33 protein-coding genes and 2 pseudogenes are annotated in these 24832 nt (G+C 37.4%); 31 read left to right on the plus strand and 4 right to left on the minus strand.

Translation table 11 applies throughout. The features are described 5' to 3' along the window. Positions 1–15 precede the first annotated feature (15 nt). The 8 genes from BMW36_RS17455 to BMW36_RS17495 all read left to right on the plus strand — a co-directional run bounded on the left by BMW36_RS17455 (position 16) and on the right by BMW36_RS17495 (position 5132). On the plus strand, positions 16–723 hold the full coding sequence (locus tag BMW36_RS17455; protein ID WP_089743627.1) for a DNA alkylation repair protein: 708 nt from the start codon (positions 16–18) through the stop codon (positions 721–723). Positions 724–1341: 618 nt separating this feature from the next. After that, the gene (locus BMW36_RS17460; RefSeq protein ID WP_089743506.1) at positions 1342–2175 is read left to right on the plus strand and encodes an SPL family radical SAM protein; all 834 of its coding nucleotides are present in this window, start codon (positions 1342–1344) and stop codon (positions 2173–2175) included. 237 nt (positions 2176–2412) lie between these two features. Beyond that, a complete protein-coding gene (locus BMW36_RS17470; RefSeq protein ID WP_089743510.1) occupies positions 2413–2874 on the plus strand; it encodes a GNAT family N-acetyltransferase in 462 nt (153 codons plus the stop codon). Positions 2875–2947: 73 nt separating this feature from the next. Continuing rightward, the gene (locus BMW36_RS17475) at positions 2948–3691 is read left to right on the plus strand and encodes a DUF4184 family protein (RefSeq protein ID WP_089743512.1); all 744 of its coding nucleotides are present in this window, start codon (positions 2948–2950) and stop codon (positions 3689–3691) included. A 24-nt stretch (positions 3692–3715) separates the two neighbouring features. Next, positions 3716–4162, plus strand: a complete 447-nt coding sequence (locus BMW36_RS17480) for a GNAT family N-acetyltransferase (RefSeq protein WP_089743513.1) — start codon at positions 3716–3718, stop codon at positions 4160–4162. Beyond that, entirely contained in the window at positions 4162–4374 is a 213-nt protein-coding gene (locus BMW36_RS17485) for a hypothetical protein (protein WP_089743515.1), read from the plus strand. Before BMW36_RS17480 ends, BMW36_RS17485 begins: the two co-directional genes overlap by 1 nt. A gap of 3 nt (positions 4375–4377) precedes the next feature. Then, positions 4378–4752, plus strand: a complete 375-nt coding sequence (locus tag BMW36_RS17490) for a VOC family protein (protein ID WP_089743517.1) — start codon at positions 4378–4380, stop codon at positions 4750–4752. A 26-nt stretch (positions 4753–4778) separates the two neighbouring features. Continuing rightward, the gene (locus BMW36_RS17495; protein WP_089743520.1) at positions 4779–5132 is read left to right on the plus strand and encodes a DUF4181 domain-containing protein; all 354 of its coding nucleotides are present in this window, start codon (positions 4779–4781) and stop codon (positions 5130–5132) included. A 72-nt stretch (positions 5133–5204) separates the two neighbouring features. Here the strand turns inward: BMW36_RS17495 and BMW36_RS17500 are convergent, their stop codons facing one another. After that, on the minus strand, positions 5205–5813 hold the full coding sequence (locus BMW36_RS17500; protein WP_089743522.1) for a transglutaminase-like domain-containing protein: 609 nt from the start codon (positions 5811–5813) through the stop codon (positions 5205–5207). Positions 5814–6046: 233 nt separating this feature from the next. Here BMW36_RS17500 and BMW36_RS17505 point away from each other — a divergent pair, with 233 nt between their 5' ends. After that, positions 6047–6436, plus strand: a complete 390-nt coding sequence (locus BMW36_RS17505; protein ID WP_089743524.1) for a GyrI-like domain-containing protein — start codon at positions 6047–6049, stop codon at positions 6434–6436. A 10-nt stretch (positions 6437–6446) separates the two neighbouring features. Here BMW36_RS17505 and BMW36_RS17510 read toward each other — a convergent pair whose 3' ends face one another. After that, on the minus strand, positions 6447–7055 hold the full coding sequence (locus BMW36_RS17510; protein WP_089743526.1) for a GNAT family N-acetyltransferase: 609 nt from the start codon (positions 7053–7055) through the stop codon (positions 6447–6449). Between the two features lie 25 nt (positions 7056–7080). Continuing rightward, the gene (locus tag BMW36_RS17515; RefSeq protein ID WP_089743528.1) at positions 7081–7698 is read right to left on the minus strand and encodes an HAD family hydrolase; all 618 of its coding nucleotides are present in this window, start codon (positions 7696–7698) and stop codon (positions 7081–7083) included. A gap of 258 nt (positions 7699–7956) precedes the next feature. On the opposite strand from BMW36_RS17515, the gene BMW36_RS17520 reads away from it, so the two are divergent. The 13 genes and pseudogenes from BMW36_RS17520 to tnpB all read left to right on the plus strand — a co-directional run bounded on the left by BMW36_RS17520 (position 7957) and on the right by tnpB (position 16741). Next, positions 7957–8484 carry a lysozyme inhibitor LprI family protein gene (locus tag BMW36_RS17520; protein ID WP_089743530.1) on the plus strand — a complete coding sequence of 176 codons (528 nt, stop codon included), beginning with the start codon at positions 7957–7959 and terminating at the stop codon, positions 8482–8484. 572 nt (positions 8485–9056) lie between these two features. Continuing rightward, a pseudogene (locus BMW36_RS20875) lies at positions 9057–9278 on the plus strand (hypothetical protein); the annotation flags it as partial. Positions 9279–9555: 277 nt separating this feature from the next. After that, positions 9556–10086 (plus strand): GrpB family protein, encoded by a 531-nt coding sequence (locus BMW36_RS17530; RefSeq protein WP_089743533.1) that lies wholly within the window; start codon positions 9556–9558, stop codon positions 10084–10086. Positions 10087–10090: 4 nt separating this feature from the next. Next, complete coding sequence (locus tag BMW36_RS17535) at positions 10091–10645, plus strand: GNAT family N-acetyltransferase (protein WP_089743535.1); 555 nt, start codon at positions 10091–10093, stop codon at positions 10643–10645. A 4-nt stretch (positions 10646–10649) separates the two neighbouring features. Then, a complete protein-coding gene (locus BMW36_RS20770) occupies positions 10650–10772 on the plus strand; it encodes a hypothetical protein (protein WP_281243071.1) in 123 nt (40 codons plus the stop codon). A gap of 51 nt (positions 10773–10823) precedes the next feature. Further along, complete coding sequence (locus BMW36_RS17540; RefSeq protein WP_245711742.1) at positions 10824–11174, plus strand: GrpB family protein; 351 nt, start codon at positions 10824–10826, stop codon at positions 11172–11174. Then, positions 11152–11661: a GNAT family N-acetyltransferase gene (locus tag BMW36_RS17545; RefSeq protein WP_245711737.1), complete on the plus strand. Its 510-nt coding sequence runs from the start codon at positions 11152–11154 to the stop codon at positions 11659–11661. Before BMW36_RS17540 ends, BMW36_RS17545 begins: the two co-directional genes overlap by 23 nt. Positions 11662–11709: 48 nt before the next feature. Next, the gene (locus tag BMW36_RS17550; RefSeq protein ID WP_089743538.1) at positions 11710–12246 is read left to right on the plus strand and encodes a DUF1572 family protein; all 537 of its coding nucleotides are present in this window, start codon (positions 11710–11712) and stop codon (positions 12244–12246) included. A 332-nt stretch (positions 12247–12578) separates the two neighbouring features. After that, the gene (locus BMW36_RS17555) at positions 12579–13436 is read left to right on the plus strand and encodes a helix-turn-helix transcriptional regulator (RefSeq protein WP_089743540.1); all 858 of its coding nucleotides are present in this window, start codon (positions 12579–12581) and stop codon (positions 13434–13436) included. A 100-nt stretch (positions 13437–13536) separates the two neighbouring features. After that, the gene (locus BMW36_RS17560) at positions 13537–14343 is read left to right on the plus strand and encodes an SDR family NAD(P)-dependent oxidoreductase (protein WP_089743542.1); all 807 of its coding nucleotides are present in this window, start codon (positions 13537–13539) and stop codon (positions 14341–14343) included. Between the two features lie 102 nt (positions 14344–14445). Beyond that, entirely contained in the window at positions 14446–14907 is a 462-nt protein-coding gene (locus BMW36_RS17565) for a DUF2691 family protein (protein WP_089743544.1), read from the plus strand. Between the two features lie 474 nt (positions 14908–15381). Beyond that, a pseudogene (gene tnpA / locus BMW36_RS17575) lies at positions 15382–15597 on the plus strand (IS200/IS605 family transposase); the annotation flags it as partial. A gap of 10 nt (positions 15598–15607) precedes the next feature. Beyond that, on the plus strand, positions 15608–16741 hold the full coding sequence (gene tnpB / locus BMW36_RS17580; RefSeq protein ID WP_089743548.1) for an IS200/IS605 family element RNA-guided endonuclease TnpB: 1134 nt from the start codon (positions 15608–15610) through the stop codon (positions 16739–16741). Between the two features lie 131 nt (positions 16742–16872). Here tnpB and BMW36_RS17585 read toward each other — a convergent pair whose 3' ends face one another. Continuing rightward, positions 16873–17472, minus strand: a complete 600-nt coding sequence (locus BMW36_RS17585; RefSeq protein WP_089743631.1) for a class I SAM-dependent methyltransferase — start codon at positions 17470–17472, stop codon at positions 16873–16875. A 288-nt stretch (positions 17473–17760) separates the two neighbouring features. Here BMW36_RS17585 and BMW36_RS17590 point away from each other — a divergent pair, with 288 nt between their 5' ends. The 9 genes from BMW36_RS17590 (at position 17761) to BMW36_RS17630 (ending at position 24818) form a co-directional block, all read left to right on the plus strand. After that, positions 17761–19599: a heavy metal translocating P-type ATPase gene (locus BMW36_RS17590; protein WP_089743549.1), complete on the plus strand. Its 1839-nt coding sequence runs from the start codon at positions 17761–17763 to the stop codon at positions 19597–19599. Positions 19600–19792: 193 nt separating this feature from the next. Continuing rightward, positions 19793–20026: a heavy-metal-associated domain-containing protein gene (locus tag BMW36_RS17595; RefSeq protein WP_033827363.1), complete on the plus strand. Its 234-nt coding sequence runs from the start codon at positions 19793–19795 to the stop codon at positions 20024–20026. A gap of 47 nt (positions 20027–20073) precedes the next feature. Continuing rightward, positions 20074–20373 (plus strand): iron-sulfur cluster repair di-iron protein, ric, encoded by a 300-nt coding sequence (locus BMW36_RS17600; RefSeq protein ID WP_089743551.1) that lies wholly within the window; start codon positions 20074–20076, stop codon positions 20371–20373. A gap of 66 nt (positions 20374–20439) precedes the next feature. Further along, on the plus strand, positions 20440–20673 hold the full coding sequence (locus tag BMW36_RS17605) for a heavy-metal-associated domain-containing protein (RefSeq protein WP_089743554.1): 234 nt from the start codon (positions 20440–20442) through the stop codon (positions 20671–20673). Positions 20674–20736: 63 nt separating this feature from the next. Next, positions 20737–21450, plus strand: a complete 714-nt coding sequence (locus tag BMW36_RS17610; protein ID WP_089743556.1) for a Crp/Fnr family transcriptional regulator — start codon at positions 20737–20739, stop codon at positions 21448–21450. Between the two features lie 64 nt (positions 21451–21514). Further along, positions 21515–22111 (plus strand): hypothetical protein, encoded by a 597-nt coding sequence (locus BMW36_RS17615; protein WP_089743558.1) that lies wholly within the window; start codon positions 21515–21517, stop codon positions 22109–22111. Positions 22112–22248: 137 nt separating this feature from the next. After that, a complete protein-coding gene (locus BMW36_RS17620) occupies positions 22249–22638 on the plus strand; it encodes a disulfide bond formation protein DsbD (protein WP_089743560.1) in 390 nt (129 codons plus the stop codon). A 107-nt stretch (positions 22639–22745) separates the two neighbouring features. Beyond that, positions 22746–23996, plus strand: a complete 1251-nt coding sequence (locus tag BMW36_RS17625) for an aminopeptidase (protein WP_245711738.1) — start codon at positions 22746–22748, stop codon at positions 23994–23996. 390 nt (positions 23997–24386) lie between these two features. After that, complete coding sequence (locus BMW36_RS17630) at positions 24387–24818, plus strand: GNAT family N-acetyltransferase (RefSeq protein ID WP_089743564.1); 432 nt, start codon at positions 24387–24389, stop codon at positions 24816–24818. The last annotated feature ends 14 nt before the right edge of the window (positions 24819–24832 follow it).

The following is a 24832-nucleotide window of genomic DNA, read 5'->3' on the forward strand; positions in this document are numbered from 1 at the left end:
AGGATGAAACCAACAATGGACTTCGACACAGTGATGCAGGAACTTGAAGCATTAGGAAAAGAACGCACGAAAAAAATCTACCTTTCCAATGGGGCACGTGAGCCGCTTTTTGGCGTGGCTACAGGTAAGATGAAACCGATCGCCAAGAAAATTAAAATAGATCGGGACTTAGCAGAGGAACTTTATGCTACTGGGAATTATGATGCGATGTACTTTGCCGGCATTATTGCTGACCCAAAAGCTATGACAGAGGCAGATTATGATCGCTGGATGGATGAAGCCTATTTTTACATGCTGTCCGATTATGTCGTTGCAGTAACCTTATCAGAATCCGATATTGCACAAGACGTTGCCGATAAATGGATCGCAAGTGGTGAGGAGCTGAGAATGTCAGCAGGCTGGAGCTGTTATTGCTGGCTTTTGGGGAATCGAAAAGACAGTGAGTTTTCTGAAGGTAAGCTCTCTGATATGCTCGATATGGTAAAAAATACGATCCATCATGCACCAGAGCGAGCACAGATATCAATGAATAATTTTCTGTATACTGTAGCAATTTCATATGTTCCACTAAATGAAAAAGCACTTGAAACCGCAAGGGAAGTTGGCCCCATAGAAATCAAGCGGGAAAAGAAAAAAAGCAGCATACTTCATGCGTGTGAAAATATCCAAAAAGATATGGATAAAGGCAGACTCGGTTTCAAGCGCAAGTATGTGAGATGTTAACGGGTGGCTTTAACTCGAACTTTTTCAAAAAAATCAGAGCATTTCTTCTAATATGGAAGAAGTGCTTTTTTTAGAAGGTGAAGTATGTTATTTCAATGGCTATGTTTTAGCATATTACCACATTTCAAGGTACGTAACCTTCATCCTGCTCTCAGGATATTTTGTGGTTTCTATCTATAGAAGTAAACGATAAAATAGAGAATGCACGTTCGTGTAAATAGTGATATAATAGAAAAGGATAATGTTCTTTTAAGGCAAGGTCGGCTAATCCCCGTTAGAAAGGGGATGACACTTATGAGTATGTATGAAAGCTTTATGGAGGCCTTCTGGAGGAAGGTCATGCAGGCGTTGCCACAGGACTTGGCGAAATTAGCCTGTAAACCTTTCTTGATTGCATTGCTCGCATTGATCCATTTCTTTGATCAATAAAAAATAGACCTCCCTATTTGCCCTGAACATTAATTAGGAGAGGTCTATCACCCTTAATAGAGTCGATCCCTTTGGGGGAACCGCTTATCCATAACCCGCAGTTCCAGCTGCGGGTTATTAGTTTATACATTTATATTCAAATCATAACATAAAAATGAACTCAAGTCATATCTAGCGAGGGAAACAAATATGAACATTAAAATAAAAGAAATAATGGCAAAAAAGATACTAACAGAAGCAAAAGGGTATTTAGATGTGGGATTTACCCATTCGCTAAACCCGTATAGTGGCTGCGGTTTTTCCTGCTTGTATTGCTATGTCAGAGAAATGCCGATTCAAAAATTCAAAGACGTTCCATGGGGAGAGTGGGTCGAATTGAAAACAAACGCTGCAGACAATTACCGAAACGAAATCCAGAGACTTCGCAAGAAAACGAAGCCTGTGAATATCTTTATGTCCTCAGCAACCGATCCTTACCAGCCTATTGAACGTGAAGCAAATATCACACGTGGATTATTGCAGGCGATGATCGAGTCACCTCCTGAATTTCTCCAGATCCAAACAAGAGGCCCGCTGATCAAAAGGGATTTAGATTTGCTGCTTCAATTAAAAGAGAAATGCAAAATCCTTGTTTCCATGACAATTGAAACAGATAGAGAGGATATCAAAAGGCTGTTTGCGCCATATGCCCCTGGAATTAAATTACGTTTGACCGTTTTGCAGGAACTTCACGATGCGGGCATCCCGACCCAAGCATCCATTTCTCCTGCTTTGCCATTCACTCGCGATTTTCCAAAAGTATTGGAGGGGAAGGTTGACCATATTTGGATTGATACATTGAGCATAGGGGATGGTTCAATGGGAAAACGCTCCGAAAGATTAGGAATGCCTCGGTTATTCAAGGAAAACGGACTGGAAAAATGGTATCAGAGAGATTTACATGTAAAGGTAGAAAAGTATTTTAAGAAATATTTTCCCAGTGAAATGGTAAGAGTTTCGAAGCATGAAGCATTCCCAAGGTAAAGCGACCTCAGTTATTTCGGTCGGTTTTTGTTAAATATGTTAAAATATAGAAAACAACCATTTTGGAGAACTTTTCATTTCAGTTTGCGCTGAAGCATGACTCCCAGGGTGAAGCAAGGCACTTTATACTGGGCAGAAGAAAAACTCTTGCGATGATGAAAGGTATATATAGATTGTTTAGATATTTTTGTATGGACTTGGATGAAAATGATGTAATGAAAGAAGGGGGCGAAATGAATGATCATCAGGCTTGCTGAAGAGAAAGATATGGAACAGTTAACTAAGATGAGATGGGACTTTACCATGGAGTATGATGTTAGTAAAAAGGGTGCTTCATATACGGACTTTGAGACAGAATGCCACTCATTTTTGAAAAGCGTGATTAAAAATAATCAGTGGTACATTTGGGTAGCAGAGGACAATAAAGAAATTGTCTCGCATATTTACATCAATTTAGTTCAAAAAGTACCACGCCCTGGCAGAGTAACTTATCCTTTTGCATATATGACAAATGTGTATACCACTCCAGCTTACAGGAATAAAGGTATTGGAAGTAGAGTTCTTTCCACAATCAACAGATGGGCTAAGGAAAATAATATTGAGTTTGTTATTGTATGGCCAAGTGAAGAAGGAACAAATTATTACAAGAAAAATGGTTACCAACATTGCACTGAGCCAATGGAATATTTTCCTTCTTGAAAATTTCCATTCAAGCTTATCGTAAACAAGCGAAGTCTCTCACTTAAATAAACCATATCCTAGGAGTGAAAAAATGCCATTGACTTTTGCACATCCAGCAGCAGTATTACCTTTTTCAAAGAACAGTAAATACATAGATTTTCTAGCTTTAGTATTGGGCAGTATGGCACCAGACTTTGAATATTTTCTTCGAGGGAGACCGGCAGGAGAGATTGGACATACACTCGCTGGTTTTTTCGTTTTCAATTTACCTATCATTGCGATCGTTTACTTGATTTATAGAATTGCCATCCATCGAACGTTATTTAGTCACTTGCCAGCAGTTTTGGCAGTTGCTTCTCCTCAAATAGCAAGTTCATCTATTTTGCTGAAGCTCATTGTTTTCTTGTATTCTGCCATATTTGGAATGATAACACATGTAGTCTGGGATTCTTTCACTCATTTAGACGGTTTCATGGTGAGGAATTTATCGATACTTAATTATACCGTTGATATTTTCAATTATAATATTCCTGTCTTTAAATTCCTGCAGCATGGTGGCACGATTGTTGGTATTACTGCGATAATCGGATATATGTACATTCGTGCAGCGAAGAATAGGATGAACGGAGAACGGGTGGTCAGCCCCAAACAGAAACTGGCATATTGGAGTCAAATCTCAATAATATCCATACTCATATTTGGTGTCTGGTACCTGATTGATAAAGTATCGATAGCATCCTATGGTATTTTGGTGGTTAGGATTATCGATTCAGCTTTAATTGGATTGTTGCTTGTTTCCATATATTTCAACTATCGCTATGGCAGAATTGATTAATTTTAAAAGGAAAGGCGGATATTTATGAAAGTTAACATGTTATCGTTAGAAAACATTGAGGAATGCACCAGACTGTACACGGAAGTATTTAATGGTGAACCTTGGAATGATGGTTGGGAGGTAGAAGATGCCAGGGAGAGATTGTTAGAAATTTTTAGTAATAGAAAATTCCTCGGTATCGGGATATGGGATGATCAACAGGAAATAATAGGGTTTTTAGCAGGTTATACAGAGAAATGGTTGGATAGCAGTCACTTTAATCTTATCGAGATCTGTGTAAGGTCAGACGTACAGGGTAATGGAATTGGCTCACAATTACTAAATGAATTAGAAGTTCTGTGCAGGAAAAACAAGGTCAGCCGTGTCTATTTATTAACAGCAAGAGATGGCCAGGCAGAAGCATTTTACAAAAAGAATGGATTTTACGTTAGTCCAAAAATGATATTGATGTCTAAAGGGTGGAGCAGATAATGGAAAACGAATACTTTGTAGGCTGGGGAACTTTGGCGTTAATTAATGCCGGACTCGCCCAAGGGAAAAATCGGACGGGGCTGAACTGGTTTTTACTTTCAATAATATTAGGTCCATTCGCAACACTGATTTTGTTATTTGTTAAAAAAGAGATCAGCACAAAAAAAATTAATGCGAGCCAAGCTCTGATAAAACTAAAAAAGGGGCGCTAAATATTGAAACTAAGACTGGAATTATTTGTTGAAGACTTAGAGAAATCAGCCGAATTTTACTGTGATGTTCTGGGCTTTCATGTATCAGAAGAACAGAAGAATAATTATATCCCTGTTAAAAAGGGTGACGTAGTTATAGGGTTAGGACAAATGGAAAATTTATCTGCAGACCATCCCGTCAAAGTTTCAGGCAGTGACCAGGCCCCTGGCTTAGGGGTGGAAATCGTTCTGGAAGTGGAGAATATAGAGGGAGCTTATCACGATGTAGTTGCCAAGGGATATCCTGTCCAAGCAAAATTAACTGAAAGACCTTGGGGGATGAGTGATTTCAGAGTCATTGATCCTGACGGGTATTATTTAAGGCTTACATCAATATAACCAAATTTTGCAAGGAGGATACTATTATGGTTTCCATTATCATCATTTTAATCGTTATCCTGATTCTGGATCTTATTTTAAAGAAAACTATTATAAAAATGAGGAATATAGAGGTATTGGATCCAGAGAAAAAGTATGTAAACAAGCTGCATAAATATGGTGAGAGAATACTTTCTTTGGTAAATATATTGATTATAGTCTTAGCGATGTCAGAATATCCTCATCTGAGACCACTTATTTTTATTGGGCCGGGGATTTTGGTGGCATACCGCACCATCATGGAATGGAAGAATGCGAAAGAAACTGGTACATATCTCATAAGTGCGTCAACTAGCGGATTATTTTTTACTGGATCCATCGTTTATGTCATCATTCATTAAAATATGTGGACACATGATTGGAGCATCTCTCCTCTTCTGAAGAAATGCTCCATTAAGCGTAAGATAACAACTTTATAAACTATCAGGAAGATAATGCTCATACATTTGAACCGCATTTGTGCTTTCTCGTAATGTGGCAATTGTTTTCTCATTTGGTTTAGTATAGATTACAGGATAATCTTTCTCTTCGAATTCTTCTTGAACAGAGAATGCTAATTTTTCTTCATTTATTGAAAACTCTGCCTTCACTCCTGGTTTGTTTCCACGGGCATCTATTCTTATCCACCGATTGAGAGAATGAAGAAACACTCCATTTAACGTATGTAACGAATAACCCTTCTCTGGAGTGTCAAATAGCATTAATCTTTGGTAACAAAATCCAGTCGGAATCCCTGCTGATCTTAATAATGCTGCCAACAAATTAGATTTAGCATAACAAATGCCTTCTTTATTTTTCAGTACTTCTGAGGCTTTACAAGTAACTTTGGTGCTTTGAATATCCCAAGAATGAGAAATATGATCCCTTACAAACTCAAAAGCCTTTTTAACTTTTTCTACTTCAGTCTGTTCATCAGTGAAAAGTTCCACTACTTTATCCTGGATGATTGAATGGGAGTAATCTACCACATCTAATTCTATCAAATAATCTTCTAGACTAACTGATTCTGGTACCAATTGCATTTATTAAACAACTCCTTCATCAACTTGTTGCATAATTATACAACTTAATTAATTTTTATACAATAAAAATGTTGGATGTTTATTTCGATATAGCTTACCTTCATTTGACATCCTGCAAGCTAATGCGGTGATAAACGAATATTTATAAAGCGGAAAAATGGCCGAACAAGAAGGAACTGATACCTATTGTGTCGAATATAGTATACAGAGCTATAATCGAAAGGATGAGAATGTTGAATTTATCGATCATTAACAGCACCAGAACGAATAATTTTAATGATAAAGATATCATGCAAAAGATTACTGAACTGTGGAAGGAAGCCTCTCCACATCTACCTGAAAATGAGAATACATACGGTGTATACCATGAATATGAGAGCGACTATAAAGGTGATTATTCTTTAAGCATAGCAAAGGAAGATGAGATAGGATCCATAGAAATACCGATGAACGCAAAATACAAAATTTTTTATGTAGACACGACTGATGAGCAAGGTGTTTTTCATGCTTGGAGTAACATATGGGAACAAGAAGAAGCCGGGCTTATAGAAAGAGCCTATACATTTGACTTTGAAAAATACCTCCCAAATGGAGAGATAGAAATTCACATTGCGATAAAGTAACCGGCCATTATTATTCTGAAAACCTATTTAACTTTAGAATGTAGATTTCTCCATTGTTATCGTTCTGATAATCCTGCTGGAGAAGCCCATATATCGCACAGTCTTTGTATTGATTTTTGTAATTAAGGATCATGTGTCTGACTGTGCCCTCTTGTTCCATTCCGGCTTTTCTCATAACTTTTCCTGATGCAGGATTATCGGTATTGTGTTTGGCAGATATTTTGTGAATGTTCATGTACCTGAAACCGAACTCTACTACAGCTCTCAATGCTTCCGTTCCATAGCCCTGATTCCACCATTGGTATCCGATCGAATAACTGACTTCACAATTACCAGTACTCGTATCAAAATGATCTAAATCAATTTCACCAATCAGTTCACCTGTTGATTTCAGTTCAATCCCCCAGTAACAAAATTCTTTCCTGTCATATTGGCTGAAAATATGGTTTAACCATATACGTGTATCGCCAGTTGTCTTGTGCGGCGGGCTAATGCGATTCCGAGAAATCCTTTCATCTGAACGCCAGTTATTAAATACACTCAGCGTATCTGACTGATCCAGCTTTCTGAGGATTAACCGGCTGGTTTCAATTATTGGAGAACCAGAATAGCGAATCATTATCACACCACCTTGAAATTACTTCTCAAAAAAGATTTAATAGGTCTTTAAATTCTTTAATAACATAATCATATTCAGTTACTTCACCGAAACCATACGTTGCATAAACAAATGGAATTCCAGCATATCGTGCCGCATTTAAGTCACCTGATGTATCCCCTATATAAACAGGGCTTGATAAGTTGTTCCTTCTCATTATAAGTTGAATATTTTCCCCTTTGGAAAGTCCTGTTCTTCCTGGATTTTCATAATCTATAAAATACTTATCCAGATTATGAAATTGATAAAAAGATTCAATATATCCATCCTGACAGTTGCTAACGATTAAAAGATTGTATTTTTTTGATAGTTTGATCAATACATTTTCAACATCTGGATAAAGATTGCCTCCTTGTTTCTCTATCCATCCTTTTTCTGAAAGAATGAACTCAGATATCACATACCTCCGTTGATCTTCACTTAGATCAGGAAATAATTTTCTGCAGATGTCTGGCATTTGTAAACCCATAGTTTTTTCCAGATCTCCCCGTGTTAATTCTCCTTTAATTCGATCATGTCTCCTGATACAGCTATTCCAGGCATGTAAAACTGTATCAATCGGGTCCCAAATAGTTCCATCCAAATCGAAAATCAGACTATCCATTAGTCGATTCACCTCTTATCTCAGTAATCTATAGAAATCAAATATTCATCCTATTAATTCGCTATTCTCTGTTTTTCCCCTTTCATGAAAAAACGGAAACTTTCATGTAATCCAGTAAGTGAAGTGGCTTTGCCCATTCCAAAAATCCTTAAATGTCCGTTTTGTTTCCAAAGGGAGTGATTGACAGTTTGTGTTAAAATAGATGGTAAAACGATCTCTAACCTAACCAGATTTTAACAGAAGGAAGGTAGTTTTTAAATGAAAGTTAGAGTGAAAATTTTTATTGGAACGTTATTAGTCTTATTGGTTGCCTGCACCCCGGATGGGGCCGCAAGTGATAGTACAGATCAACAACCATCTTCCTCGCCGGTGCAAGAAACACCAACCAATGAAACGAATAAAGAAGATACTGACACTTCTGCAGTGAGTTTGAAGGAGGAATATCTTCAGAAGCTTAATGCTGCCAAACAAGAAATGGATAAAATGCAAGAAAATCCTGAAGATAGTTCTACCTATGCACTTAAAAAAATAGAAGGTGAACGGTTTGATGTTTGGGATGGATTGTTAAATGAAGTTTACGGAGTCCTTCAAGACCAGCTTTCCCATGATAAGATGGAACAGTTAAGAGAAGAACAACGAGAGTGGATAGAATATAGGGATAATACGGCAAAAGAGGCATCGCTTCAATATGAAGGAGGCACGATGGAGCAACTGGAATATGTTGCCGTCATGAATGACCTTACAGAAGATAGAACGTTTGAACTAGTGAATAAATATATGAAATAAGTTTTACCAACAAGAAAAAGGAAGTGCAATTTATGAAAAAGATAATCTTAATGACTCTCACAGCAATCTCATTAATTACTGTCAGCGCTTGTTCCAATCCCACAGAGAGTGGGGAGTCCACAGAACCTGAGGAAACTCCTGACACATCCATTACAGAGAATGGAAATGATAACCAAGAGGCAGATCAATCAAATGTTCCAGACAGCAGTTCAACTGATTTTGATCTGAAAAAATATCTGACGGAAAATTATCCGTTGGAGCACACCCACTATGTCATTGAGAAGTGGGAGAACGAAGGCACAGAAAGATTAGATTATACAGTAAAGATCGAGCCAGATTCGAAAGAGTTTGCTCAGGAAATAAATGAGTTTTTTCAAAACGGGACACCTAATGAAGATGAAAGAACCCGGAGCATGTTCGAAACAGCTGAACAAATCATGAATGATTTTTCGGAAATAGATAATAACGTACACATTGATTCTGTTAACTGGGTATCCAATATTGATGATTATTCTGTCATGCTGATTCAGGATTATGAAAACAGCAATCAAGGCGGACAAGATAATGACCCGTTATCCGAGTATTCCAGTGAACAGATTGAATATGCTCGAGTCTGGCTTCAGCTTGGCCCCAATCAGGAAATCGATGAATTGAATGTCTGGCATATCGAAGCAGGCGAACCGCTAAATCCAACTGACGAAAAAAGTGCTGCCTATCCGGAAGATGTAATCCAATTAGCAGGATCGCGCCTTGTTGACGGATCAGTGACATACAGCGGAAACGGCGATGGCACGGCGATTATACAAAAGTAGATGAGAGTTTTTACACAGATATCATAGAAAATACAGAGCTGGTGTACGTCGATCCAGGAGACGATGAGAAAGTTATAGAATTGATCGGGAGGATATTGAACCATTAACAGGGACGAATGAAATCCATGCAGAAAAAGATTAAGTCGCATTTGAACTAAATGCGGCTTTTCTAATTTTGAAATAGAATAAGCTTATTATAGAAGGAAAGCTCGGATCTACGTAGAACTATATAATACAGTCTAAATTAGCAGGTGAAAAAATGCCAAAACCAACTGTCACACTTACTGAATACAACCCAGACTGGGTAAATCAATATAAATATGAAGCAAAGCGGATTATAAAAGCGATTGGTGATAAGGCAGCCGGAATAGAGCATATTGGCAGCACGTCGGTCAAAGGGCTTGCAGCAAAGCCGATCATCGATATTTTAGTTGGCGTGGAAGAATTAAAGATTGTTAACGATTTGATAGCTCCATTAGAAAAGATAGAAAATGAATATGTTCCTAAACCGGAATGGACAGACAGATATTTTTTCAGAAAAGGCGTATGGGGCAGAGGCACGTGCCATTTACATGTATGTGAAATAAACAGCAGGGAATGGGTGGAGAAGCTGTTATTTCGCAATTATTTGAGAAAAAATCCACAAACAGCGGAAAAGTATGCTTCGCTTAAAAGGGAACTTGCAGTCGAATATAATGATGACCGGCCGGAATATACCCGGAGAAAAGAACCATTCATTTATGACATACTTGTAAAAGCCGTATTTGAACAAAAAAAAGAAAGAGGATGAAACGATGAAAATAGAAGATATATATGGTGATTTGCCAACATTAGAAACTGACAGGCTCATTTTAAGGAAAGTAACAATGGAAGATGTGGAGGATATGTACATATACGGCTCGGATGAAGAAGTCTCGAAATATGTAACATGGGACACGCACCAGTCATTAAAAGATACAAAAGGTTTTGTGCAATTTATATTAAATCAATATGAAACGGGGCAGGTTGCTCCATGGGGCATAGAGTATAAAGAAAATAGGAAGTTCATAGGAACGATTGATTTCATCACATGGGAACCGGAACATAATCGCGCCGAGATTGGTTATGTCATTTCGAAACAATACTGGGGGAAAGGTCTAACTGCAGAAGCGGCCAGGGAAATCATTCGTTTCGGTTTCAACAGCATGGATCTTATCCGCATTCAGGCAAGATGTGTTAGTGAAAATACGGGCTCCAAACGTGTAATGGAAAAAGCGGGAATGTCGCTCGAGGGGATTATGAGAAAGGGAATGGTGATTAAAGGAAAGCATCGCGATATCAAGCTATATTCGATAATAAAAGGGGAGTGATGCAATGCTGAGTGCAAACAAATGCGAGGTGAAACTTGCTGCACATTCGGATAACTGGGCTAACCTTTTTCAGGAAGAAAAGGAATTGCTTAATAATTTGCTCGGGGAACATATTCAGGATATCTAGCATATAGGAAGTACAGCCATTAGCGGCATAGCAGCAAAGCCAGTAATTGACATAGCTGTAGGAGTTCTTCCAATGAAGGATGCTGGAAATTTTGATAAAGAAAAATTGAAAGCATTCGGCTATTATCATTTGCACCGTGTTCAGATAGAGGGAAAAGTAGTTTATGCTAAATTTTCAGATATGAAAAATCTCACCAAGACGCACATCCTTCATGTAGTAGAATATCAGGGGAAATGGTGGAATGAACACATTTTTTTCCGTGATTATCTGCAGAATGATCTTGAAGCTGCCAAAGAGTATGAATCATTAAAGAATAAATTAGCCATGGAATTTCCAGAAGATGAAAAGGCCTATACTGACGGAAAAAGGATGTTTGTTGATGAGATACTCAGTAGAAGATGAGCAAATGTTGGTTAAAGAGATGGATGAAAAATCAGCAAGAGAAATTCTGAGCTGGAGATATGAACAGCCGTATGATCTATATAATAATGAAGCCACCGAAGAATCGTTAAATGAACTGCTCGATGGTTCTTATAAGGTTGTCATTCTTCATGACGGCACTGTGTTTGGCTTTTTTTGTACTGGAAAAATGGCACAAGTACCTGCTGGACACAATTTTGGAGCATATAATGATAACTGTGTAGATGTCGATCTAGGCATGAATCCTGATTACACAGGAAAAGGCAATGGCTATACGTTTTGTTCATTTATCATTGAATTCGTTGCCAGAATTTTTCCTAATATACCTGTAAGACTGACTGTTGCGACATTTAATAAAAGAGCCATTCATTTATACGAGAAACTAGGATTTGAAAAAAAGAACCAATTCTCCAATGGATCAACAGAATTTATTACGATGCTAACCGTCTGTCAGACTCCCACTGATTAAAAGTCTCACTATATCACAATGGAATTTTTTAAAAAGGATGTGACAAGTTTGTCAATCGAAAAGGAGTACTTAAAAGTGGTTCGCGAAAGGTTTACTAGTATCAAAATGCTGGGAGAAAAAACGATGGAGCAATTATCTGATGAGGATATTTGCTGGTCTTATAATGGAGAGTCTAACAGTATTGCCGTGATTGTAAAGCATATGAGCGGTAATATGATTTCAAGGTGGACCGATTTTCTTGAGACAGACGGAGAGAAGCCTGATAGAAACCGGGATATGGAATTTTCAGAAGATATGCCAACAAAGTCAGAGTTGATGCAAGTTTGGCAAAAAGGATGGGATTGTTTATTACATGCAATAACTAATTTGTCAGAAGAAGACCTGGTAAAAAAAGTATCCATTCGCGGTGAGAGCCACTCGGTGATCGAAGCAATGGAGAGACAGGTGAGCCATTATTCTTATCATATTGGTCAAATGGTGTATCTCGGCAAGATGATAAAAAATGACCAATGGAAAAGTTTAAGCATACCAAAAGGACAATCCGAAGAATATCTGAAGCAAATGCTAGAGAAGCATGGGAAATAACGTTTTTAAGTCAATTAATTGTTGGCTGACGGGACCCCAGATGGCTTACTGACCTTACGGGAAAGTGATGAATATAATGGATACCATTAAAAATGCTTTCAACGTCAACAATACTAGATTCTTAGAATAAGAAGAGGTCATTCTTAAGCACTGTTTTCATCGACTATGCATCATTCTGTCGGTATCTAGGCGGTATACCCAGGTCGTACATGTACAGTTTTACTGGTGAGATTGTTCCGAGTACTATTCTGGATCAATTTATCCAATATTTAGTATAATGATAACTGAGAACAAAAGTGAAACCGTCACTTATAATTGGGGGCATGGGTTATATGGAAAATCATCATTCTTCATCCGAATTGGGTGAATTTATCAAATCACGCCGATATAAGCTTCAGCCAGAAGATACGGGGATCAAGTCATTTCCCAGCCGAAGACGCACCCCAGGACTTCGAAGGGAAGAAGTCGCCTATCTCGCCAACGTGAGTGTAACTTATTATACCTGGCTGGAGCAGGGTCGCGAGAGGAATCCTTCCCCTGAAGTTTTGTCAAATATCAGCCAAGCGCTGCAACTGAACGAGGATGAGCGAAAGCACTTGTTCGACCTGGTCAAACGTGATCCGGTTAGTAACCGCACGGCACCGAGGCAAGAACAACCTGATGTCGGGTTTCTGCAAAACCTTGTCAATCAAATGCGTTATCCTTCTTTTATCGCGAATGAAGTGGCTGATTTGATCGCTTGGAATCGGGGAGCGGAGCTTATTGTTGGGGACTTCGGTCAACTGCCGGAAAGCAGACGAAACATGGTCATGCTGACGTTTCTGGATTCGGCGTACCGAGAAAGATTGGTGAATTGGGAAGACTTCGCCCGCTATATGACGGCGTTGACCCGGGCAAGCCTCGTCCGTAATAAAGATAACCCTTCGTTCATGAAAAGATTTGAAAGTTTGAAACGGAGCAGCAAGGACTTCGTGCGTTTCTGGCAGCAGCATGAAATACGGCAAAAAAGCGCAGTCCCAGTTCGTTATCTTCTTCCCGACGGACAAGAAATGGCGTTCACGATCCATTGTGCGTTGGTGATTGACAACGATCCAGGACTGCATTGGTGCTTTTTCGTTCCGACACCAGGTTCGGGAACGGAGGAGAGACTAGCGCTCCTGCTGGCACAAGACACCGATTTGGCCCCGTAAGCTTAGCCTGTTAGTCCCTTTAATAGTATAGACATACTGTGGTTAGCATTTACTGATGTTGGTATGATGAATACAACTTCAACTATAAAGGAGTATTCTTATGAAACCATATCAATATAAAGGCAAACTGGCTGTGGTCACCGGATCTTCCTCCGGAATTGGCGAGGCGTATGCGAAAGAGTTGGCGTCAAGAGGCTGCCATGTCGTACTGACCGCGCGTTCCAAAGATAAGCTGGAAGCGTTGGCAGGCGAAATTATACGAAATTACGGCGTACAGGCGCATGCCTTGCCCGTTGATTTGTCCCAGGCAGGTGCTCCGTGTCAACTGGCCGAACACATCGCCGAACTCGGACTGACGGTCGATATTCTCATCAACAACGCTGGCTTCGGCACATATGGACGTTTTGAGGACATGGATTCGGAGCGCGAGCAGGAAGAGATTATGCTGAACAACGCAGCGCTCATCGACCTGACGCATCGTTTTCTACCCGGCATGCTAAAACGTAAGGACGGAATTGTCGTAAATGTAGCTTCGATGGCGGCATTTGTGCCTTGCGCTTATTCAGCTGTTTACGGGGCTACCAAAGCGTTCGTGTTATCCTTCTCCGAAGCGTTGTGGGCGGAAACCCGCGAACGGGGTGTCCGCGTGCTTGCCTTGTGCCCAGGCGCGACGGATACAGGCTTCTTCGATGCGGTCGGCAGTCAGGACATGGCGGCAGGCAGCACTATGTCTACCCCGGAGAACGTAGTACAAGCCGGATTTCACGGAATTGACCGGGGAAACAGTTATATCGTTGACGGGCGCAACAATTACATGGCGGCCCAAATGGGACGTTTTCTTCCTCGTCGCAGAATAGCTTTGATCATGGAACGTATTTCGCGTCCGAAAAAGCACACTGAGGAATGACGCTGGAGAAACACGGAAACACTGGGATGGTTTTCGTACTTCATTGGTGTCTTGTTGAACGAATGGACTAAGTTACTAATAAAGAGAAAGGAGGCATCAAAATTGCGAGGCTTATCTTTCGAAATCCCAAATGCTTATGGAAAGTACTTATTTGATATATTAAATGGTACTAATTTAAATGAACTAACTTGGAAAGTTGGTGGTGGAGAATCATATTTTATTGAAAATAATACTTTAGGAAAGGCCTTATTTCCAACGCCCTGCTTATTAGATGGAAGAGTGCTTTTCAAAGAAATCTCAAAAGAGAATTATTATCTTATATTTATTGATTTAAAGGGATTCGCAAAAGAGTCAGAGGTAAGAGAAATTGCAACATACCAAGAATTTGTTGAGAGTGAATGTCAATTTATACTACTGTTAGTCGATTCTTCCTATGTAACTATTTATGCAAAAGACGAAATGATTATAAAGAAAATATTTGCAAAGGCAGTAACTGCTGGTTATAAAAATATAGAATATATAACAGATGAAAATGATGAAAGAACAACGTTGATAGCTTTTTAATTTGAAAAGGTCCTTTAAGGAGATTCCGAACCAACTGGAAATTCCTTTGTGGAGAAGCTCTTCAATATATTATAAGAGATGAGGTATTCTATGAAATTTAAATCAATCGTATCTATCATACATATTTTCTTAATATTGTTTCTGGTTGGAATGTTTTATGTGGAAATGGCATTATATTCCGTTTTGCCACCAGAGCAAGGTGGCATGAGTTATTGGGTAAGGTTTCAGAATATTTGGTATAGTTCTCCTGCGTTTTACGGCATTATCATTTTCTTTCTCTCCTTCTTATTTTGGGCTTTTAAAAGAAAAAGCATTCCTGTCTTTTTGCAGAAATGACCCTATAGGTGGGAAAAAATATTACTTTCTTTTCACTATTATATAACTAACCATTATGTTTGAGTGTAAAATTATTTGGAAGCTAAAATAGTGAATTCCCATGGAATATTTTCATTTTTCCAGCCACGATGCTCATCAAATTTTTTGTTCAAAGCACACCTTAATACAGAATTGTCAAAGTTCATAAATGCTTATAAAAGTGCAAGTTCTCGTCTGATAAAACGTGACTTCCTACAAATAAGAAAAAAGCTATGGAAAGAAATGTTTTGGTCGAGAAGTTTTTGCTTACTAACTACTGGTGGATCTCCAATCGATGTAGTTAAAAAGTACATTGATAATCAAGGTCTAAAGTGAGGGGAAAACAATGTTAGTCAATAAAGCGTACAAATTTCGTATCTATCCAACCAAAGAACAGGAAATCTTAATTGCTAAAATAATTGGATGTAGTCGTTTTGTATTTAATCGCTTTTTAGGGCAATGGAACGATACATACAAAGAAACTGGCAAAGGATTAACTTACCATTCTTGTTCTGCTGAATTGACACAACTAAAAAAGAAATTAGTATGGCTAAAAGAAGTGGATAGCATTGCCCTTCAATCCTCACTGAAAAACCTTGCTGATTCTTATACCCGATTTTTCAAGAAACAAAATAAAGCTCCACGCTTCAAGTCTAAAAAGAATAAGGTACAATCCTACACGACGAAAGAAACAAACAATAACATTACCATTGTAGACAGCAAAATCAAATTGCCGAAACTTGGTCTTGTTCGCTTTGCCAAAAGTCGTGAAGTACATGGTCGTATCCTTAATGCTACTGTTAGACGAAATCCCAGTGGTAAATACTTTGTATCCATTCTTGCAGAAATAGAAGTACAGCCATTGGAGAAAACGGAATTATCTATTGGTATAGATTTAGGTATCACTGACTTTGCCATTCTTTCTGATGGTCGCAAGATTGACAATAATAAATTCACATCAAAAATGGAAAAGAAACTAAAACGTGAACAGCGAAAACTTTCAAGACTTGCGTTACATGCTAAAAACAATAGTATTAACCTTCTTGATGCAAAAAACTATCAGGAACAAAAACGTAGAGTAGCTAGATTGCACGAAAGAGTAATGAACCAACGTGACGATTTTCTTAACAAGTTAAGTACAGAAATAATCAAAAACCACGATATTGTCTGTATCGAAGACTTGAACACCAAAGGAATGTTACGGAATCATAAGTTAGCAAAATCACTCTCTGATGTATCATGGTCTGCCTTTGTAACTAAATTAGAATACAAAGCGAAATGGTACGGTAAAACAATCGTGAAAATAAGCAGATGGTTTCCGTCTAGTCAAATATGTTCCGATTGTGGACATCAAGATGGCAAGAAATCTCTTGAAATAAGGGATTGGACTTGTCCTGTTTGCCACGAACATCACGATAGAGATATAAATGCCAGCAAAAATATCCTAGCCGAAGGTTTAAGAACCTTAGTTTTGGATTAAAAAAAATATAGAACCGCAGGAATCTACGGGGATAGCTTGGTCAATAAGAGAAACCTCTGTTGGCAAAGAAATACGCTAACAAGTACGCTCTGTTCCCAAGAATCTCCCACTTCAAACAACCCGAAAGGGTGTTAAGTGGTTAGAAGTTCAAAACATACGTCCCCATTTTTTAATTCTTTATCAAAATAATTAGCTTGGATGTGGTATTGATTTTTCGCATCAGAATCTTTAACGATACATCTTCTTAAGGGATGGAAATCACTTAAGATCAGAACTCCATCTTCTTTAAGTATGGAAAATAGAATGGACATAAATTTATCAATATCATTAAAATAATGCAAAATTCCACCTTCTAAATAAAGCATATCAAAATGACTTCTATACTTTTCAATGCCTATTTCATAAATATCTGTAACAATATAATCGATGGATGTATTAGCACATTCAGCTAATTCCAATGCGTATTTTTGATTTTCCTCTGAAATATCAAATACCGTTACTTCAGCACCTAATAGTGCTAATGGTACTGCTTTTCTTCCATTTGAACCACAAATGTTGGCAATATTTTTACCTGCAATATCTTCAAAATACTCTTTATGTTTTGTTAGCTGTGCTTTTGGGTTTTCTAATATTTGTTTAGCCTTTTCCTTTGGTGAACCAAATTTTTTGTTCCAAAATTCGTATGCTCGATATTCCCAAGCAATTTTATTTTTCATACTTTGTTCATTCACCTTCCCCATATTCCTCCCCATCATCAAAAATGTCTTAAACCTTCATACTAAGATGATACCAGAAAGTTACAAAAAGAACATGGCAGTTTTGGTGAAGAAAAAATTAATTATTAGAATGAAAACGCTCAGAGTAATTTTCCGAGCGTTTTAGTTTGCTGTTCTTTTATCATTTTTCACTTTTCCATAGAACTTGATCGGAATCAATTTTTATTTCATAGAAACATCCTATACTGGAGTCATCAACAAGGAATACAAATGAAAATGAATTTGATACTGGAGGGAATCAACATGCAAAGATATATATTAAGTAAAAAGAACTCCATTACCCTGATCAGTGCAATATTGATTGCACTTGCATTCTTTGGACGATTTTCCATAGACAATTGGGCGCTTATCATTGCATCTATTCTTGGTGTAGCACCAATTGGAATTCAAGCCTATCAGGCATTAAAAGTAAAAGTTGTCAGTATTGATGTTTTAGTTACCATTGCAGTAATTGGGGCAGTATTGATTCAAAATTATGAGGAATCAGCCATCGTTACTTTCTTATTCTTATTTGGTTCTTACTTGGAGCAACGTACCTTGAACAAAACACGTTCGGCCATTAAAGAATTAACAGAGTTGGCACCAGAAAGTGCTTTAAAGCAAATGGAAAATGGAGAATATGAAGAGGTTGATGTCGATGATGTAGAGGAAGGTGATATTTTATTAGTCAAAACGGGTGCAAAAGTACCTGTAGATGGAACCGTGTTAATAGGTGAAGGTCACATCAATGAAGCTAGTATTACCGGAGAGTCTGTTCCAGTAAGGAAAAAGGTTGATTCTGAAGTATTTGCGGGAACAATTTTAGAAAATGGAACGATCCAGATTCGATCTGACCGTGTAGGGGAGGATACAACATTCGGTAGAATTATTGAATTAGTGGAAGAAGCACAAGATTCCAAATCAGAAGCAGAGCGATTTATTGATCGATTCTCTAAATTTTATACACCAGCTGTTTTAGTCCTTGGAATTATTGTTTGGCTATTCTCAAAAGATATAGAACTAGCTATAACCATTCTTGTCTTAGGGTGTCCAGGTGCATTAGTTATCGGGGTTCCTGTATCTAACGTTGCTGGCATCGGAAACGGTGCACGTAATGGTGTCCTACTAAAAGGTAGTGAAGTTATCAATGATTTTAGTAGAGTAGATACAATCGTTTTTGATAAAACAGGTACATTGACAATAGGAAACCCTGAAGTTGCCGAAAAAGAATTTTACGGAAACAATCCTGAAGATGTTCTAGGATACTTAGCAAGTGTGGAACGTGAATCGGACCACCCACTAGCAAAAGCTGTCTTACAGAATATTGGCGAGACAACTCTCTCTACTGTTGAAGAAACCGAAGTCATTAAAGGTGGCGGAATTGTAGCAAAAATAGGTGTTCATCGTATAGCAGTTGGTAACGTAGCTTTAATGGAAAAAGAAAATGTGAAATTAAGTGAAAAAGCTAAAAAAGACATCGTACGCTTTGAGAAAAATGGGAATTCTCTTGTGTTAGCTGCTGTCGACGGAGAATTAAAAGTTTTGATGGGTATTCGGGATCAAATCCGTCCAGGGGTTAAAAAAGATCTTCAAAAACTAAAATTACTTGGAGTCAAAAACCTAATCGTTCTTTCAGGGGACAACCAAGGAACCGTAGATTTAGTTGCTAGAGAACTTGAATTAACAGAAGCACATGGTCATATGCTTCCAGAAGAAAAATCTGCATATATTGAACAAATCCAAGCAAAAGGCCAAACCATTGCCTTTGTCGGTGACGGAGTGAATGATAGTCCTTCATTAGCCTTAGCGAATATTGGTATTGCCATGGGAAGTGGAACAGATGTTGCAATTGAAACATCGGATGTCGTTTTAATGAATTCTGACTTTAGTCGTTTACCACACGCATTAGGATTAACAAAATCAACTTCAAGAAACATGAAGCAGAACATCACCATAGCCGTTGGTGTGGTATTAGTCTTACTTGCCAGCCTACTATTTAGTGAATGGATGAATATGTCAATAGGCATGTTAGTTCACGAAGCAAGTATCTTAATGGTCATCTTGAATGGTATGAGATTGCTTCGATACCGGTTGAGAGAATAATTTTAATAGAAAGCGGTCTTGATGAATGATAAAGGGGAAGTATTCAGGTAGAAAGAACAAAATACTCCCCTACTTTTTTCTTAAAACTTGATTTGCATCAATTTCATTTCGTTGAACCTGAGCTATACTTAAATTGTAAAGAAGAAGAGGGAAAACAAAAAAATCAAAGATAAGATGAAAGGAGAAATAATTCATGCAAAAAGCAGTTATTCAATTAGAAACATTATCTTGTCCATCTTGTATGCAAAAGATTGAAAATGCGGTGAAAGGATTAAACGGGGTTAATCAAGATAGCTTAAAAGTATTATTCAATGCCAGTAAAGTAAAAGTAGATTTTGATTCAGAAACGATCACCATTAACGATATCAAAAAGGCAATTGAAGACCTAGGATATCCCGTCGTTAAATCAAAAGTAAAATCTGCCTAAGACAAACACACATAACAAAAATTATTTAAAGAAAGAGGGAAATAATAATGTCTGAACAAACATTTAACGAAATAATAACAAACCATTTTGAAAAACTGGATTTATACACTACTGCGATTACACGGGCCCATGGTAAGAACCATCCAGAAGCCTTTGATGTACGTGAATTATTCGAAAAAATCAGTAAAAAGATAAAAGACGCAGGTACGAACAAACCTGACTTAGATGCTGAATTTGCTCAATTACGAAAAATCACAGACAACTACACCATTCCTGGAGATGTTTGTGAAACATATGCAGGCACCTACGAAATGTTATCAGAAGTAGATAATGCCTATCAGGCTTAAAATAACTCAAAAACAAAAGAATAAACTTGGTTTACGGTCGTTAAAATAAGAAAGGGGAAATGATTCATGCGAAAAGCAGTTATTCAATTAGAAACATTATCTTGTCCATCTTGTATGCAAAAGATTGAAAATGCGGTGAAAGGAGTAAACGGTGTTCATCAAGGTAGCTTGAAAGTATTATTCAATGCCAGTAAAGTAAAAGTAGATTTTGATTCGGAAACAATCGCCATTAACGATATCGAAAAGGCAATTGAAGATGTAGGATATCCTGTTATCAAATCAAAGGTTAAACTTGATTAATCGAGTAAACAAAATGAAAGCCTAAGAAGCTTTCTTAGCTTTTTATATTAAGGAGAGGATATTTTGGAACAAAACCAATGTTGCCATCACAAACATGGGCATGCAGAATGTATTCGTATCGTTCCCATTTTCAACCATCTTGAAGACTCACAAATGGATTTGATTGCGGAATCTGCCAAGACACTTCGTCTGCAAAAAGGAGAAATATTATTCCGTGCAGGTGAGGAAGATGATACCTTATATATTATCAATTCCGGTAAGGCTAGGATTTACCGCTTATCGGATTCTGGAAAAGAACAACTTGTTCGCATGTTAAATCCCGGTGATTTTACAGGGGAAGTGGCCATTTTCCAATCTGGAAGTATTCATGAAAATTATGCGGAAGCACTTCAAAATACATCTATTTGTTTAATTAAACGAGAGGATTTACAGAAGTATTTGGTGGAATATCCGCAGATCTCAATAAAAATACTGTCAGAAGTAACGGCACGTTTGAAGGATTCTGAAAAACAAACCACACAAGTAGCGATTGAAAACGTAGAATCCCGCATTATATCTTTTTTAGCTGAAAATGTTGAAAAGGGAAATGGCAATAGTCCAACTGTTACCTTACCAATGTCAAAAAAGGACTTAGCCTCGTATCTTGGTACCACACCAGAAACAATAAGCCGTAAATTTTCTACACTGGAAGGACTTGAATTGATTAAACAGTTACCGAGGAAGAAAATTAAAATAATGGACTTAGATCAATTGTTACTTCATGCTAAATATAAGTAGAGTAGCTTAATGTAACAGGTGTGTTTCACTATTTTTTGCTGACTTTATTAAAGAGGGGGATGAAATGAATAGATTATTTACAAAACTAATAATAATTTTGTTGTTAGTTGTCTTAAGTGCTTGTAATACAAATTCAAACACTATTTCTGTTGCAGAATTAACTGACAGAGAAAATACTATACTTTCGACTACTTCAGATAATTCAATTGTATTTGATTTTGAGATAGATGGTGAATACAAAGAATTAACTGTATGGATTGAAAAATATGAAGCTGGTAAATTGGTTGATGATCGAATAAGTAAAATAACAACTCAAATAAACGAAAGTGGGTCCATTATCTTTTCAACCCCCCAGAGCAGTAATACAGAAAACCAAAAAACATTAAATATTGGAATTGGTAGTAATGGTATTATCGGATCGACAAATGGTTACGACGAAAATTCCGATGATTTGGATAATATGGCAAGTGTGATAGGAAATTTTCCAGAAAAACTAAGTTTAAATCAAGACAAATTAGTGTTAGCACACATTTGTTATTCTAACGATAAGAATGGGATGCGCTCTCTTGCGACAGAGTTTTATGAAGATCCTGCAGGTAATATAAATAAGTTGAAGGAATACGATGTCGCTTATCTTCTTATAGCTGAGTTTATCAAGTAAGGTAATTAAATTAAAGGGTGCTTATCTGGAACAAGCAGTTGTCGAGAATGGTAGATTTATAATACCCTAAAAATAAATGTTAATATGGAGTAGGAATTACCTCAATCAGATCAATGATATTTATTGGGAGTGGTTAAGTGAATAGAAAAGCCTTTAACATAATTGGGTGGATTCTTCTTTTAAGTTTAGGTATTTCGTGGATAGTATTTGGCTATTCAAGTTGGTACTTATTAATCATTTCACTGGCTTATCTTTCTTTTTCAATTAACGATGGCAGTATAAAGAAATTAAAAAAGATAAGACAGATGTCCTTATTGCAGGTAGTTATTATATTGCTGGCCTTTATTGCATCGGTGGGTATTGTATTTGGTCTAATCCAATTAGCTAATTACCTAATAAACGATATATTCCACTTAACTGGCGGAATAAAGACAATCAGCGTGATTATTGCTGTAATTCTTGCAATATACCCTGTAAAGTTTACTTTTGGCAGTGTGATTTATAAAGTGATGAATGATACAAGATAACCCGGGGAAAACTAAATAAATTCAACCTGATCTAACACAGGCTAGTTTAAGTAGATTAGGGTTCTGGAGTATAATTGACAAGGATATCACAGGGGAGATAGTAAATCATGAAAGAAATATATGAATATATAAGTGAACCTCATTTAAGAAAGTATGCAGAACTTGCTGTAAGAGCTGGTGTGAATCTGCAAAAAAACCAATTATTGATTATTCATAGTGATATACAAAATGCTACATTTGCACGTCTAATCCAAACGATAGCTTACGAGGCAGGAGCTTCAAATGTATTTATAGATTGGACAGATGAACAGTCTGCCAAAGAATTTTACTTAAAAGCCTCTGATAGTGTGATCGATCACTTTCCTGATTGGCAGGCTGCACGCTTTAAGGAGTGGGAGGATGCAGGTGCAGCCTACATACATATTATTTCAGAAAACTTAGATGTCTTTAATGAGGTTTCCTCAGAAAGGATAAGTCGTTTCCAAAAAGCAACACGTACCAAATTGAGGGATCATCATGCGAAAATTAGGTCCCATGAGGTACGCTGGTGTCTTCTAACTGTTCCTAACGCTACATGGGCAACGAAAGTATTTCCCAACCTAAGTCAAGAAGAAGCACTGAAATCATTATGGAAATTGATTTTACAAGGAGCTCGGGCAGATGGGGAAAATCCTGTTCATGATTGGCAGAATCACAATAGAGCCTTTGAGTCTCGAAAAAAATTCCTAAACGAAAGCCAATTTAAAGCACTGCGTTTTACAAACAGCCGTGGAACGGATTTATTCGTTGGTCTGCCTGAAAACCATTGCTACATCGGTGGGCGTGTGAAGGATAAGAATGGAATACCTTTCTTTCCAAACATTCCTACGGAAGAGATATTTACTGCTCCCCATAAAAATAAGGTGAACGGAAGATTGATAGGTACGAAACCGCTTATCTATGAGGGAAGTGTCATCGATGATTTTTATCTCATTTTTAAGGATGGACGGATTACCGACTATTATGCCGCTAAGGGACAAGAAGTGCTACAGGATCTCATCGAAACAGACGAAGGCTCCCATTATCTAGGTGAAATTGCCTTGGTCTCTAATAAATCACCGCTTGCTCAGACAGACACACTTTTTTACAACACCTTGTTTGATGAAAATACAGCCTGTCATATGGGAATCGGAAATGCTTCTCCTTCTAATATTCAAAATGGCAGTGACCAATCTGAGGAAGAGTTGAAGGCAGCGGGTCTGAATACTTCACTTTTGTTAGTCAATCTGACATTTGGCAGTGAAGATATGAAAGTGGTGGGCATGAAAGAAGGTGGAACGGAAGTCCTGTTAATGAAAGATGGGGATTTCCAATTCTAAATTGGCCACAGAGATAACGGATTGTTGATGGATTAGACTTAGTGTAAGTTGTATTGAAAACAAACTTGGCAGCATTTCTACAATAAGTGAAGATTATGTGTTATGTATGTGAATGTATTTAAACAAACGGGGAGCTTATTTAAAGAAAAACGTATATCTTCTTAGGAATCAATTATTATAAAACTTGATAAAGGGTTAAGGGAATTCAACTATTGAATAGAGCAATAGAAGGCGATTATCAAAAATGATTGCCTTCTTTTTTTGCAGAAATTCAATATCTCCCTTTGGAATATTATGCTAATATTGATTTATTGAAAGAAAATGGCAGATTAGTAGAATGAAAAAGGAAAATGGTATTAATTAAAATATTTGAAAGGAAGTTGTTCGGATATGATTCGTGAAGCTGAAAGAGCGGATAAAGAGCAGATTTCTGAACTATATCGCATGTTGATACCGAATAGTAAGAAAAGAAATGTCCTTGAAGAACAAATAGAGAAAATTAGAAAGGATCCTAATAATTTTTTGCTTGTTTATGAAGAAGAAGGAGTATTGTTAGGAACTCTGACACTCAATATATGCCTGCAAGCCTTACATGGTGAAAGCCCGTATGGAATTGTAGAGAATATCATTGTTCATGAAAAACATCAAAGTAAAAAAGTTGGGAAGAAATTATTACAGTATGTCGAGCGGTATTGTAAGTCAATAGATTGCCATAGAATCATGTTATTAAGTAGCTCAAAGCGACATAGAGCTCATCAGTTTTTTGAAAGAGAAGGATACAACGGTACAGTAAGCAAAGGATTTAAAAAATATTTGAAATAAGTTTAATATATTCG

The organism is Gracilibacillus ureilyticus (assembly GCF_900111195.1).
In the GTDB taxonomy this organism is placed as follows: Bacteria; Bacillota; Bacilli; order Bacillales; family Amphibacillaceae; genus Gracilibacillus; species Gracilibacillus ureilyticus.